14 protein-coding genes are annotated in these 12739 nt (G+C 73.3%); 8 read left to right on the top strand and 6 right to left on the bottom strand.

What is annotated here, in order from left to right; translation table 11 throughout:
• Nucleotides 1-105 precede the first annotated feature (105 nt).
• The 5 genes from AC0IVP_RS21045 to AC0IVP_RS21025 all read right to left on the bottom strand — a co-directional run bounded on the left by AC0IVP_RS21045 (nucleotide 106) and on the right by AC0IVP_RS21025 (nucleotide 4733).
• Nucleotides 106-525 carry a hypothetical protein gene (locus AC0IVP_RS21045; RefSeq protein WP_235564666.1) on the bottom strand — a complete coding sequence of 140 codons (420 nt, stop codon included), beginning with the start codon at nucleotides 523-525 and terminating at the stop codon, nucleotides 106-108.
• Nucleotides 522-905, bottom strand: coding sequence for a flagellar export chaperone FliS (gene fliS / locus AC0IVP_RS21040; protein ID WP_471759133.1), 384 nt, complete (start codon nucleotides 903-905; stop codon nucleotides 522-524). Before fliS ends, AC0IVP_RS21045 begins: the two co-directional genes overlap by 4 nt.
• Nucleotides 906-939: 34 nt before the next feature.
• Nucleotides 940-2346: a flagellar filament capping protein FliD gene (fliD, locus tag AC0IVP_RS21035; protein ID WP_471759131.1), complete on the bottom strand. Its 1407-nt coding sequence runs from the start codon at nucleotides 2344-2346 to the stop codon at nucleotides 940-942.
• A 194-nt stretch (nucleotides 2347-2540) separates the two neighbouring features.
• Entirely contained in the window at nucleotides 2541-3674 is a 1134-nt protein-coding gene (locus tag AC0IVP_RS21030; RefSeq protein ID WP_471759129.1) for a flagellin N-terminal helical domain-containing protein, read from the bottom strand.
• 141 nt (nucleotides 3675-3815) lie between these two features.
• Nucleotides 3816-4733, bottom strand: a complete 918-nt coding sequence (locus tag AC0IVP_RS21025) for a sigma-70 family RNA polymerase sigma factor (RefSeq protein WP_471759127.1) — start codon at nucleotides 4731-4733, stop codon at nucleotides 3816-3818.
• Nucleotides 4734-4882: 149 nt separating this feature from the next.
• Here AC0IVP_RS21025 and AC0IVP_RS21020 point away from each other — a divergent pair, with 149 nt between their 5' ends.
• The 8 genes from AC0IVP_RS21020 (at nucleotide 4883) to AC0IVP_RS20985 (ending at nucleotide 11097) form a co-directional block, all read left to right on the top strand.
• On the top strand, nucleotides 4883-5368 hold the full coding sequence (locus tag AC0IVP_RS21020) for a flagellar protein FlgN (RefSeq protein ID WP_471759125.1): 486 nt from the start codon (nucleotides 4883-4885) through the stop codon (nucleotides 5366-5368).
• Nucleotides 5365-6759, top strand: coding sequence for a flagellar hook-associated protein FlgK (flgK, locus tag AC0IVP_RS21015; protein ID WP_471759123.1), 1395 nt, complete (start codon nucleotides 5365-5367; stop codon nucleotides 6757-6759). Before AC0IVP_RS21020 ends, flgK begins: the two co-directional genes overlap by 4 nt.
• A 10-nt stretch (nucleotides 6760-6769) precedes the next feature.
• Nucleotides 6770-7654, top strand: a complete 885-nt coding sequence (gene flgL / locus AC0IVP_RS21010; RefSeq protein WP_471759135.1) for a flagellar hook-associated protein FlgL — start codon at nucleotides 6770-6772, stop codon at nucleotides 7652-7654.
• Nucleotides 7655-7794: 140 nt separating this feature from the next.
• Nucleotides 7795-8091, top strand: a complete 297-nt coding sequence (gene csrA, locus AC0IVP_RS21005) for a carbon storage regulator CsrA (protein WP_471759121.1) — start codon at nucleotides 7795-7797, stop codon at nucleotides 8089-8091.
• 109 nt (nucleotides 8092-8200) lie between these two features.
• The gene (locus AC0IVP_RS21000) at nucleotides 8201-8701 is read left to right on the top strand and encodes a hypothetical protein (protein ID WP_471759119.1); all 501 of its coding nucleotides are present in this window, start codon (nucleotides 8201-8203) and stop codon (nucleotides 8699-8701) included.
• A gap of 132 nt (nucleotides 8702-8833) precedes the next feature.
• Nucleotides 8834-9904: a sigma-70 family RNA polymerase sigma factor gene (locus AC0IVP_RS20995; RefSeq protein ID WP_471759117.1), complete on the top strand. Its 1071-nt coding sequence runs from the start codon at nucleotides 8834-8836 to the stop codon at nucleotides 9902-9904.
• 88 nt (nucleotides 9905-9992) lie between these two features.
• Nucleotides 9993-10340, top strand: a complete 348-nt coding sequence (locus AC0IVP_RS20990) for a hypothetical protein (protein ID WP_056292840.1) — start codon at nucleotides 9993-9995, stop codon at nucleotides 10338-10340.
• Nucleotides 10341-10350: 10 nt separating this feature from the next.
• Nucleotides 10351-11097 (top strand): hypothetical protein, encoded by a 747-nt coding sequence (locus AC0IVP_RS20985; protein ID WP_471759115.1) that lies wholly within the window; start codon nucleotides 10351-10353, stop codon nucleotides 11095-11097.
• A gap of 4 nt (nucleotides 11098-11101) precedes the next feature.
• Here the strand turns inward: AC0IVP_RS20985 and AC0IVP_RS20980 are convergent.
• Nucleotides 11102-12739, bottom strand: a 1638-nt coding sequence (locus AC0IVP_RS20980; protein ID WP_471759113.1) for an NlpC/P60 family protein, incomplete at its 5' end; no start/stop codon positions are given.

The raw sequence follows: 12739 nt of genomic DNA, 5'->3' as shown, positions 1-12739 counted from the left end.
GGAGGCTGCCCGGCAGGCGGCCCAGGCGCTGGCCGGCTACGAGGGCCCGGCGACGACGTCGGACGGGCACGCCGTGCTGGTGGGGCGCTGGGACGGTGCCGGCGCTCAGACCGGGCGGTCGATGAACGAGGACACCGGGCGGGTCGGGTTCTGGGACATCCGGGCGGCGACGTCGCGCTGGCGGCGGGACTGGGTGATGCCCTCCACGAGGGCCTCGGCGACGGCGAGCTGGTGCTGCAGCAGCCGGGCGGCCCGCTCGCGCAGGTCGGCCGGCAGCGGGCCCAGGCCCGAGGGCGGCACCCAGTCGGTGGACCGGCGTCCCCAGGCGGCGATCTCGTCGGGGGTGGCGCCGGCCAGGGTGCGCTCGGCGGCGTGGGTGTCGGCCTCGATGCCGTCCAGGGCCTCGGCCCAGGACTGCGCCGGGCGGTCGGACTGGCGCCGGCCCTGGCCGCCGTCCTCGGCGCGGGTGGCCGGGGCGGCGCGGTACTCGGTGGAGCTGATGGCCCGCAGGCCGGGCAGGCTCACCCCTGACCGGCGGAGAGCGTCGCAGCGGCCTCGGCCCAGGCGTCCCGCAGCGGCTCGACGACGGTGCGGCAGTCGGCCACCCGGCGGGCGTCGCCCTTGACGTTGGCCAGCACGAGCTCGCCGTAGACCCAGTTGTAGAGCGAGGACAGGGCCGGACCGCCCTCCCAGTCCTCGACGTTGAGCGTGCTGTGCAGCTCCAGGACGATGTCCTGGGCGTGCATGAGCTGGGCGCTGGCGGCGATGCGGTCCCCCGCCGACAGTGCCGCCTGGGCCCGCTCGAGGTCCAGGGCCAGCCGGTCGTAGAGCATCACCAGCAGCCGCTGGGGCGAGGCGGTGGCGACCGCGTCGGTCTGGTAGCGGGCACGCAGGGCAGCGGTCATCGGTGGTTCTCCTGAGCGGCGGGGGAGCGGGCGATCACGAGGACTTGTTCGGGTTGTAGAGCTGGCCGATCTGGGAGCTGAGCCAGGAGGACTGGTTCTTGATCGTGTTCAGGGCGGTCTCCAGTGCGCTGAACTGCTTCGTCAGGGTGGCGCGCCGGGACTCGAGGCGGATGTCGAAGGCCTGGATCTTGTCCTGCAGGCTCGTCGCCAGGGTGTCGCGGCCCTTGGCGAGGGCGTTGAGCGTCCCGGTGGACGAGTCGCTCGCGGCCTTGGCCACGGCCGCGAGCCGGCCGGCGATCCCCGGGGTCGCCGGGGTGGTCACGCCGTCGGTCGTGGACGCCGGTCGGCCGGACAGCATCGCGGTCACGGCGGCGGGGTCGGCGGCCAGCCTGGCGGTGAAGACGGCGCTGTCGAAGGCAATGGTGCCCTCCCGGGTCAGCTGCAGCCCGATGGTGCTGGCGCTCGCGCCGCCCAGCCCCGACGCGACCGTCGCCAGGAGCTGGCTGGACAGCGAGACCAGCGCGCTGTCGCCCTGCAGGACCGCGGTGCCCCCGCCGGCGGTCGAGACGGTCAGCCCCTTGATGGCAGCCAATGCCCCGTTGGCGGCGTCGACGAGTGCCTTGACCTTCGTGGCGACCGAGCCCGTGTCCGCGCCGACGCGGACCGTCGTGGGCTCCGCCGTCGGGTCGGCCTTGCCGACCGTGACCGACAAGCCGGTGAGCAGGTTGGTGAAGGTGTTGGTCGAGGACGTGACGACGAGACCGCCGGCGCCCTCCAGCGACAGCTTGGCGTCCTGGCCGGGCCGGCTCAGCAGGAAGCCGCTCTCGCCGGTGGTGGCGTCCTCGTCGGCCCCCTGCAGGGTGCGCGCACCGGCGCTGCCGGTGCCGTCGCTGCTCACCTGCAGGCGGAACTCGTTGAGGCCCAGCTGGATGATCGTGGCGCGCACGCCGTAGCCGCTGCCGTTGATGGCGGTGACGGCGTCGGACAGCGTCGCGTCCGCCGGCAGGTCGATGGTCCCGACGGTGGCGCCGCTGCTGTCCAGGACCTTGATCGGCCAGGCCGGCTTGGCCTGCTCGCGGACCGGTGCCGACGCCGAGGTCCACTTCGAGGCGCTGGTGACCTGCTTGGAGGACGCCAGCTGCTCGACCCGGAAGCTGACGGCGGACCCGTCCACGGCGAGGGAGCTGGCGCTGGCGGTCACGGCGCTGCTGGAGCTGGTGGCCGTGCGGGCCGCTGCCAGGTTGGTCGCGGCGAGCGCCTCGGCGGCGGTGCGGACGGCGTCGAACCGGGTGTTGACGGCGCGGTAGGCGGTGGCCTTGGCCTGCGCGGCCGACAGCTGGGTCTTCAGCAGGTCCTGCGGCTTGGCCTCGATCTTCATCAGGTTGGAGATGATCGAGGTGGTGTCCAGCCCCGAGACGAGGCCGTCGACTCCCAGTGCCATGGCGTGCTCCTTCTCGGGGGGATCGGACGGGTGTGCCCTCCTGTCATCGGCGGACCCCGGGACATGTTGAGCTGAGCCGGCCGACCACCCCCTCCGGGTGACCCGCCGGTCCCGGGACAGCAGTGAGGGGGGCGGCCTGGTGGCCGCCCCCCTCACCGGGAGTGCTGTGCTGCGGGTGTTCCTCCCGCCTCAGCTCACTGCAGGAGCTTGAGGACCGACTGCGAGGACTGGTTGGCCTGGGCCAGCATGGAGGTGCCGGCCTGGACCAGGATCTGGTTCTTGCTGAACTCGGTCATCTCCGACGCCATGTCGACGTCGACGATGCGCGAGTTGGAGGCCGACAGGTTCTCCACAGCGCTGTTCAGGTTGCTGATGGTGCTCTCGAACCGGTTCTGGATCGCACCCAGGGTGGCGCGGGCGCCGGAGATCGAGTCGATCTGGGTGTCGATCGCCGTGATGGCAGCCTGGGCGGCGGCCGCGGTGCCGAAGGAGATGCCACCGGAGACGGCGGTCACCGTGGAGCCACCGGTGCCGATGCTGGCAGCCGTGGCCGCGGTGCCACCGGTGACGGTGCCACCCACCTTCGACGTCACGATCAGCTTGTTGTCCTTGTCCACCGAGGCAACGAACGTGTTGCCGAAGTTGGCGTTGGAGTTCAGCTTGTCCGCGACCGACTGGACCGTCTTGTAGGTACCAGCGGCGCCCATGGCGACGCTGACGTCGGTCGTGCCGTTGGTGACGGAGAAGTTGCCGGCGACAGTGGTGGGGGTGATGACGTCGAACGAGCCGCCCCCACCGGCGCTGAGGGCGGTGGCAACGCCGGTGACGTTGATCGACCCCAGGTTGATCCCGATCTGGCTGTTGGCGTTGCCGTCCGCGCCGACCTGGAAGTTCAGGGTGCCCGCGGTGCCGTTGAGCAGCGAGGTGCCGTTGAAGTTCGTGGTCGCACCGATGCGCGTCAGCTCGGACGTCAGCTGCGTCGCCTCGGCCGTGATGGCCGAACGGGCAGTGGTGTCGTTGCTGTCGTTGGCGGCCTGGACAGCCAGGTCACGCATGCGCTGCAGGATGCTGGTCGTGGTCGACAGTGCGCCTTCCGCCGTCTGCACGACGCTGACGCCGTCCTGGGTGTTGCGGATGGCGACCTTGAGGCCACCGATCTGGGACTTCAGGCCCTCCGAGATGGCCAGGCCGGCCGCGTCGTCCGCAGCGCGGTTGATGCGGAAGCCCGAGGACAGCTTCTCCAGCGACTTGCTCATCGCGTTGTCGTTGACCGACAGGTTGCGGTAGGCGTTCATCGCGGCGGTGTTGGTGTTGATGCGCATGCCCATGGTGATCCTCCTGGATAAAGGCTGTGCTGGTGGTTCCCGCTGCATCCGTGCTGCGGGGGTTGCAGAGCTGATAACGGCTGGCCGGGCCGACTTCTTGAGTCAAACCGCGAAGGAGTTCTGAGCTCCCTCGACGGGGGTGGGTCAGGCCGGCTGGGTGAAGGCGGCGCGGACCTGCTCGGCCGATCGGGGCGGCGGCGGCCACAGGGCGCGGGAGGCCCGCGGTCGGCTGCGGGTGGCCACCTGCTCGACGTAGGTGGCCTGCTGGTTGCGGGCCCGGACGCCGCCCTCGGCCGCCACCGGCCGCTCGTCCCACACCTCGCTCATCGCGGCGTGCAGCAGGGTGAGGGCCCGGGCGCGCATCTGGGAGACCCGGGACAGGGTGACCCCGAGGTCGGCCGCGATGTCGGTCAGTGATTCGTCACCGAAGAAACTGCGCTCGACGACCTCGCCCAGTCGGTCGGGCAGTGCGGCCATGGCGGTGTGCAGGTGGCGGGCACGCTCGTTCTTGACCAGCGCCTTCTCGGGGGAGTCGGCGGCCGAGGGCAGGTCGAAGGTGCCGCCGTCGTCCCCGGACTCCGCGTCGATGCTCACCATGACCGCGCGGTGCACGTCCACCTGCAGGGAGGACAGCTCCGCCACCGGGACGCCGAGCTCGGCCGCGAGCTCGGCCCGCGTCGGCGGCCGGCCCAGCCGTGCGGCCAGCACGTCGGCCGCGGCGTCGGAGCGACGGGCAGCGGCCCGCACCGACCGGCTGGCCCAGTCCCCGGAGCGCAGCTCGTCGAGCACCGCCCCCTGCAGTCGCGGCAGGGCGTACGTGGCGAACGAGGCGCCGGCCGTCGCGTCGAAGCGTCGGGCCACCTCCACGAGTGCCACCTGGGCACAGGAGGACAGGTCCTCGCGGCTGACGTGGCTGGGCAGGGAGATGCGAGCGGCCACGGCGTTGACCGCGTACTGGGCCAGGGCCAGGTGCTCGGTGACGAGGGCGTCGACGCTCCGACGGTCACGGACCGGAGCGACCGGGGCACCCGCCTGGGGAGGCGACGGGCGAGGGGTGTTCACGAAGTCCTATCTCGGCGTCCCACGAGTCACACCTGACCCTCCTTCGACAACTTCCCCCTTCGACTTGAGCGCCTGCCGGGGATGCCGAAGACACAGCCAGACCCGGGTGCACGTCGTGCACCGCGATCGGACGACGAGAGGAGCCAGCGGTGGACTACCAGCACCTGTCGACCCTGCTCTGGCGTGAGCAGGAACTCCTGGACCTGCTGCTCTTCAAGGCCGAGGAGAAGCAGTACCTGATCATCAGCGGCAAGAACCGCTGGCTGCCCCGCATCGCCCACGAGATCGAGGTCGTGCTCGACCAGATGCGCACCCTGGAGGTGGAGCGCGGCGCCGTCACCGAGGTGATCGCCACGCACCTGGGTCTGGCGCCCAACCCCTCGCTGCGGACCATCGCCGAGCACGCCGCCGCCCCGTGGAACGACCTGCTCATCGGTCACCACGAGACCCTGCTGGGCCTGGTCACCGAGCTGCGCGGCCTCTCCGACGCCAACCGCGAGCTGATCGCGAGTGGGCTGGCCGCGATCGACGAGGCCCTGCTCAGCGTCCGGCCCGACGAGGCGAAGACCTACACGGCCACCGGCCGCGCCGCGGGCCGCTCGCACCGCTCGGTCACCCTGGACGGTGCGATGTGAGCGGCTTCTCCGCCCTGAACCTGGCCAACAGCGCGCTCACCGCCAACCAGCGGGCGCTCGAGGTCACCGGGCAGAACATCGCCAACGCCAACACCGAGGGCTACACCCGTCAGCGCCTCGAGCTGCGCGCCGGCAACACCGCGCAGACCTACACGTTCTACTCCCAGTCCGACAACCTCGGGGACGGCGTCAACAGCGACACCGTCTCCCGGATCCGGGACGCCTTCCTGGAGCGTCGCGGCCTGGCCGAGCGCGGCACGGTGGCCTCCACCACGGCCGTCGACACCGCGTTCGAGCAGCTGGAGACCTCCTTCGGCGAGCCGAGCAAGACCGGAGTGCAGAGCCTGCTCACCGCCGCCGCGTCGACGTGGAGCCAGCTGTCGGCCACCCCGACCGACACCGCCGCGCGCACTGCGGTCCTGGCCTCGAACCGATCGCTGGCCTCGGGCCTGAACTCGCTGGCCGCGGCCGTGGACAAGCAGTGGTCCAACACCCGGGCCAGCACCGTGGACACCCTGACCGAGGTCAACGCCTCGCTGCGGGAGGTCGCCGAGCTCAACGACGCGATCCGCACGGCCACCGTCCAGAACCTGAACACCAACGACCTGCTCGACCAGCGCGACCTGCTGGTGACCCGGCTGGCCTCCAGCATCGGCGCCTCGACCGTGGACGGCCCCGACGGCACGGTCAACGTCGTCGTCGGGAGCACGGCCGTCGTCACGGGCAACGGGGCGAGCACGCTGACCCTGGGTGGCGGCGCGACGCTGGGTGCGGTGCCGGCGACGCCGGCGGTGCTGCAGCTGGGCAACGGCGGCCCGCCGCTGTCCCCCGGGGGCAGCGTCGGTGGCCAGCTGAAGGTCATGAACCAGGTGCTCCCGTCCTACCGCACCGCGCTGGACGGCGTGGCCTCTCAGCTGGCGAGCACCGTGAACGCGGCGCTGGCCACCGGGTTCGACCAGGCCGGCGGGACCGGGGGACCGATGTTCACCGGCACCACGGCCGCCTCGCTGACCGTCGCCATCACCGACCCGGCGCGGATCGCGGCAGCCGGCTCCGGCCCGGTCGGGGGAGACCCCTCCTCCGACGGGCGACTGGCCGACGCGCTCTCCGTGCTCGGGCAGGCCCCGGGCAGCGCCGAGACCCTCTACCGCGGCGCCGTCACCCGGCTGGGTGTCGAGGCCGGCAGCGCCACCCGCGCCGTGGCATCGGCCTCCGCTGTGGCGGCCCAGGTCGACCTGGCCCGCAGCTCGGTCAGCGGCGTCAACCTGGACGAGGAGATGACCAACCTGATGGTCTTCAAGCAGTCCTACGCCGCGGCCGCACGACTCGTCACCGCCATCGACGAGATGCTCGACGTCCTGATCAACAGAACCGGATTGGTCGGTAGGTGACCCCGTGCGCATGACCCACCGCTCCATCGCAGACAGCAACCTGCGCGGCATCAACGCGAACCTCGTGGCCGTGGCGAAGCTGCAGCAGCAGGCCAGTTCGGGCGTGGCCCTGAACCGGCCCTCGGACTCCCCGTCGGGCACCGCGACCGCGATGCGCACGCAGGGCGACCTGGCGCTGAACAGCCGTTACGCCGCCAACGCCAGCCTGGCCAAGACCACGCTGTCCAGTGCGGACTCCGCTCTGGACGCCATGCACGACCAGCTGACCCGGGTGCGCGACCTCGTCGTGCAGGGCGCCAGCACCGGGTCCGGGAGCGTCGCCGGGCGGGAGGCGCTCGCCCTGGAGGTGGACTCCCTCAGTCAGGGCATCCTCGCCCTGGCCAACCGCCAGGTCGGCGGTCGACCGGTCTTCGGTGGGACGACGTCGGGCTCCGCGGCCTTCACCTCGGTCGCCGGCGCCACGCCGACCTACGCCGGGCGGGTCGACGTCCCCGAGGTGCGGGTGTCCTCGACCGAGACCCTGCCGACCGGCGTCAGTGGCACCGAGGCCCTGGGGGTCGACGGTGCGAACGTCTTCAGCCTGCTCGCGCAGGTGTCTGCCGACCTGCGCACCGACCCGGCCGCGCTGAACGGCCGGCTCAACGAGATCGACGCGGCTCTGACACGCATGTCCGACGCGCGGACGATCGTGGGCGTGCGCGCGGCACGGCTGGACACGGTGGTCGCGATCAACGCGGAGACCGACCTGGACTTGAACGGTCAGCTGTCCGCGGTGATGAACATCGACCAGGCCAAGACCTACACCGAGCTGACGATGCGCCAGTACGGCTACGAGGCCGCCCTGTCGGCCTCGGCGAAGACCCTGCAGACGTCCCTGGTGGACTACCTCCGCTGACTCATCTGCACCACCACGTCCCACCCACCCCAGGGGTGTACCGGCAGGTTGCCGGGCTGCCGATCATGGTGGGGAGGACGCAGCTCGCGCCCCACCCGGCCAGAGGACGGCCGGTCACCGAGACCCATGGAGGGGTACTGGTGCTCACGCTCACCCGCACGATCGGCGAGACCATCCGCATCGGCGACGACATCGAGGTGCACGTCGTCGAGGTCCGCGGCAACACCGTCCGGCTCGGGTTCAAGGCCCCCCGCGAGGTGTCCATCCACCGCGAAGAGGTGTACCGGCAGATCGCCGCGGCGCGTGCCCTGGCCGTCCGGGTCGCTGCCGACGCCGTCGGCGCGCTGACCGCCGCGCTCGGTGGGACCAAGGGGTCCGCCACTGGCACACCCGCCGTCCGCGACGAGGACGACACGGCGGCGCGCGCCTTGGCGTGATCTGCCCACGAATCCGCTGGCGGTTGGGCGACACGAACCCCGTTTTGGCTCAACTCACGCCCCACGGTGCGCAATCCTCTCCCTGAGCACGTGACAGGGGGCAACGGAGATGGCACGCAGCGCGACGAACACCGAAGGCACGACGGTCCGGGAGGTGTCCTCCCGGGACACCGCCGTGGTCCTCGACCTGCCCGGCACCACCGAGGCCGAGCAGGCGAGCCTGCTGCTGTACGTCCAGCTGCGACCACGCCGCGCCGCGGCCCGCAAGTGCCTCGCGGCACTCGCGCAGCTGGCCACCGAGCACGCCGGCGTCCCGGTGACGCTGGCCGGTCTGAGCAAGGACGACCGCGTCCTGCGCATCACCGTGGCCGTCGACCTCGGCCCGCGCGCCGACGTGGCGCGCTTCTCGGCCTCGGCCCAGGCCGCCTACGGGTTCGTCAGCGACCTCTTCACGGTGCTGTACGACCACATGCCGGTCTACGCGGCTGAGCCGACCGTCGAGGAGAGCGCCGTCGTGGCGCCGTTCCTGCAGTCCGGCGACGTCGAGCGGGGCGGCTGGGCCAGCACCCCGGTGTGGCCCGCCGAGGTCCTCGAGGCCGTCAGCGCCTGACCACCGCTCCACCAGCACGGCACGGCACCACTCGCAGCTCGTCCTCTCACCGAGACGCGATCCCGCGACGGACCACCGGCACCCGGCCCCGTCGTCTTCCCCCGAGATCCGACCCGACGACAGGAGTCCCCGGTGTCAGAACCGTCCCGACGACCGTCCGGCCCGCTCGTGTTCGGTGGCATCACCGAGGACGAGGCCTGGGCGACGACGCCGATCACGCTGCGCGACCGGGTGCACTTCCGCACCGAGCGGGAGCTGCCGCTGGCCGAGTTCCGCCAGGCCCTGCCCGAGGGCGTCACGGTCACCCTGGACGAGGGGGAGGGGCTCTACCGGGTCGACGGCGCCGCCGGCCAGGCCGCCGCCCTCTCCGCCCTGGTCAAGGCCTGGTGTTCGGTGCACGAGCACCGCACGGTGGGGCTGCGGGCCGAGAGCGGCGTGCGTCGACGCGCCCCGCGGGACCTGCCCCCGCAGTTCCTGGCCGACCTGTGCCGCCACTACGGGCCGGTCTCCCTCAAGCGCCTGCAGCGCAACATGAGCACCATCCGGCTGCACATCCCGGACAACGACGACGTCGTCCAGCAGGTCAGCGAGTGGGTGCTCAAGGCCGTTGCCCAGTACGACGAGAGCAAGGGCGTCCCGTTCGGGGCCTTCCTGGCCACCCAGCTGTCCAAGTGGGTGCACGACCTGGGCCGTGCCGCGTTCGGTCGCACCGCGACCGACACCGAGAACAAGCAGCAGAAGGCCATCGCCACCTTCGTGGCCACCCACCAGCGCCGTCCCTCCGAGCGCGAGCTCGCCGACCTGCTGGGGCAGAGCGTCGCGGTGCTGCGCAAGAACGCGCAGAGCGTCGCCACGCTCAACGGCCTGCGCAACCTGCAGTCCCTCGACGGCGTCCCCGACGGGGCCGACCACCTGCTGCCCGACACCGCCCAGGCGCCCGACGAGATCCTCGGGGAGGCCGAGCAGACCCTGCTCTCGCACGCCCTGACGGCCGCATGCGCCCCCGACCCGACCGCACGACCGGACCAGCGGGCCGGTCAGCCCAACGTGCTGGGCTGGGTGACCTGGTACCTGACGACCTGGGGTGGCCAGACCAAGACCCAGCTGTCGGCGGACCTGGGCACCTCCGTGCGCAACATGAACGTGCACGCCGACCGGGCGGAGCGGGTCCTCAAGGACCGGCTGCTGGAACTCGCCGGGTGACCTGACTCCACAATCCGGGTGAACTGCCGATACAGGTGTGACAGGAGAGACCAGGGCGACCCGCCCTCGTAGTGAGCAGGAGCATCCGATGACCATGGTGTCCGAGCCGATCACCCACGTGGTCCTGGTGCCCCACTGGCTGTCCTCCGCTGACCGCGACGGTCTCACCGACGCCCTCGAGGCCGCCCTCGTCCGCCCGGGCCTGCCGGCCTCCACGGCCGACCGGCTGGTCGACGTGCTGACCGAGCTGCACGTGGCCCGGGCCCGCGACGTCGTGTGGCCGACCTCGGCCGCCCGGGTCCGCCTGGTCACCGGCTGGGACTCCGACACCCTCCCGGTGCGGCTGTCGGCCATGGAGCTGGCCTGCACCCTGAGCCTGCCCGAACTCCCGGCGACGGTGCGCGAGTCGCTCACCGGTGGCCGCAGCTCCTCCTGACCGCCCGTCCATGACCCGGTTGGGCCCTGCCCTGCGCCTGCTGCCCCGACTCACCCGCCCCACCTGCGACCCGGCCGACCTGCTGGCCGCGGCCCGGAGGCTGTGTGCCGCCGGCCGCGCCGGCCTGCACCTGGAACTCCGGACCGACGACCGCGGCACCGCCCTGGTCGTCGAGGAGGCCGAACGCTCCGCGCGGGCCGACCTGGACGACCTCGCCGTCGCCGTGGCCCGCAGCCAGCAGGACATGAGCCCCACCGGGCTGGACGCGGCCCTGCTGCGCTGGCTGGACACCCGCCCGGTCACCGACGCCGAGGCCCTGCGGCGCGGCATCGCCGTCCTCAGCTGGGCCGACGCGGCCGAGTCGGCACTGGCCTGGCAGGTCGTCGTGCACCGCGGCGACGACGTCGTCGGCTGGGTGCCGCACCCCTTCACCCCCGCCGCCGAGGTGCTCACCGTCCGGGCCGCGGCCTCGGAGCGTGCCGCCGACGTCGTCGTGCGGTGCAGCGTCGAGGGCCCGGTGCTCCTGCTGGACGCCGACGACCCGTTGCTGGCCACCGCAGCGTGCAGCGCACCCGAGCACGTGCTGGCCCAGGCCTCCCGCGCCGGGCTCCGGCTCGCCGACGCCCGGGTCGTGGTGACCCCCGGTCGACCCGTCGCGTGGGCCGACCCGGCCGTCGCCGCCCGGTTGGCCGGCGAGACCGTCGAGCCGTGCGCCGTGCTGCCCTGGCGGTCGCTGGCCGACCTCCCCTGGGTCTGAGCGGTCAGTCCCGCAGCATCCCGAACTCCCAGTGCCACGGTTCGGGGTTCTGCCCGCCCGGCTGGGCCCAGTCCGGGTGCACCCAGCCGAACTGCCCGGCGTAGCGGGCCATCCAGGCCGACTGCTGTGTCCCGGCGATGTTGATGCCCCCGCACAGGTCGACCGCCAGGCCCCAGCCGTGGTTCGAGGTGCCCGGCACCGCGGTGATCCGCGGCTTGCGCTCGTGCGCATCGACCTGCGCGGCGAGGGACCGGTAGGAGTCGGTGAGGCACATCGGCGTGCCGAAGGCGTTCTGCCAGGCCTGCGAGAGCGACTGGAAGGCGGCCGCGGCGTCGCAGCGGAGCAGGTGCCCACCGCCGATCGGGCACAGGGCCGAGGTCGGCACCTGGCCGTTGGACCAACCGCCCCAGGCGGGGTCGACCGGGGCGCTGACCACGGGGGGCCGGACGGCCCCGCACAGGGTCGCGGCCGAGCCGTCGCCGGCCGGTGGCGTGTTGGGCGTCGTGGGCGGCAGGGTGACCCGCACGGCCGACGACCCGGCCGGCACCGGGAGGACGGCGACCTGGTGGGTCACCGCGGATGCGGTCACCACCTGGCCCTCGCCCACGTAGACGCCGACGTCGTCGAGGCCGGCGGTCGGGTCGGAGCCGAAGACGAGGTCCCCGACCTGCACCTGACCGGCCGGGACGACGGTCCCGACGGCCCACTGCTCGGCCAGGGTGGCACCGAGCGGTCGGCCGGCGGCGGTCCAGACGGCGGCGGTCAGCCCGGTGCAGTCGGTGCCGGCGGCGCCGGTCCCGCCGGGGACGTAGGGCGCCCCGAGCTGGGCCAGTGCGTAGCTGGTGGCGGTGGCGGTCTCCGCGGAGGGCACGACGACCACCCGGCCGTCGACCACGCCCGCCGCCACGCCGGGCACCACCTGGCCGGTGGCGTCCCGGGCGGGGGTGAGGCCCTCGGGGAGGTCACCGGTCGCGAGCTGCGCCGTGGTGGGCAGCGCGATCCCGGCCGTGGTCAGGCCGGCGAGCTGGGCCTGCCAGCGGTCGCGGGCGGCGGCGTCGGCGGCCTGCTGGTCCGGCGAGGTGGGTCCGGCGGTCAGTCCGGCGAGGGCGGCGGCGACGGTCAGGTCGGCGTCGGCGGCGCGCCGGCGCGCCTCGCGGGTCGCGGCGGTCACCCGGTCCTCGGCGGCCCGCAGGGCGACCCGGGCGGTGGCCACCCGCAGGCCCGCGCCGGACCCGGCGACGCCCTGGGTGCCGGCCGGCGGACCCGCGGCAGCGGACTGCTCGGACTCCGCGGCGGCCAGCTCGGCCCGCGCGGTGGCCACGGCCGTCCGGGCGTCCCGCAGGCCCGTGGCGGTGGCGGTCAGCGCGTCGCGCAGCTCACCGGCACGGGAGGCCAGGTCCAGGGCGACGGCGGTGGGGGAGGGGGTCTGCGGCCGGACACCGGCGACGGCGACGGCGGCGACGAGGACCAGGGCCAGGACCCCGGTGAGCGTCGCGGCGCGGCGGGTGGCGCGGGCCAGCGCGGCGCGCCGGCGGCGGCGGGCGGCTTCCTTGCGGGCCAGTGCAGCAGCTCGGGCGCGGGCCCGGGCGCGGGCCCGGGCGCGGGCCAGCTGCCGGGCTTCCTCGGCGGTGCGGGGGCGGGG

Source organism: Klenkia sp. AC732 (assembly GCF_979256525.1).
The sequence above is the reverse complement of the archived record's forward strand: the minus strand, read 5'-3'. Positions and strand labels throughout refer to the sequence as shown.

Excerpts from the sequence above, each read along its gene's own strand:
- fliS (WP_471759133.1), bottom strand. The coding sequence starts at position 905 with ATGACCGCTGCCCTGCGTGCCCGCTACCAGACCGACGCGGTCGCCACC.
- fliD (WP_471759131.1), bottom strand. The coding sequence starts at position 2,346 with ATGGCACTGGGAGTCGACGGCCTCGTCTCGGGGCTGGACACCACCTCG.
- AC0IVP_RS21030 (WP_471759129.1), bottom strand. The coding sequence starts at position 3,674 with ATGGGCATGCGCATCAACACCAACACCGCCGCGATGAACGCCTACCGC.
- flgL (WP_471759135.1), top strand. The coding sequence starts at position 6,770 with ATGACCCACCGCTCCATCGCAGACAGCAACCTGCGCGGCATCAACGCG.
- AC0IVP_RS21000 (WP_471759119.1), top strand. The coding sequence starts at position 8,201 with ATGGCACGCAGCGCGACGAACACCGAAGGCACGACGGTCCGGGAGGTG.
- AC0IVP_RS20990 (WP_056292840.1), top strand. The coding sequence starts at position 9,993 with ATGACCATGGTGTCCGAGCCGATCACCCACGTGGTCCTGGTGCCCCAC.
- AC0IVP_RS20985 (WP_471759115.1), top strand. The coding sequence starts at position 10,351 with ATGACCCGGTTGGGCCCTGCCCTGCGCCTGCTGCCCCGACTCACCCGC.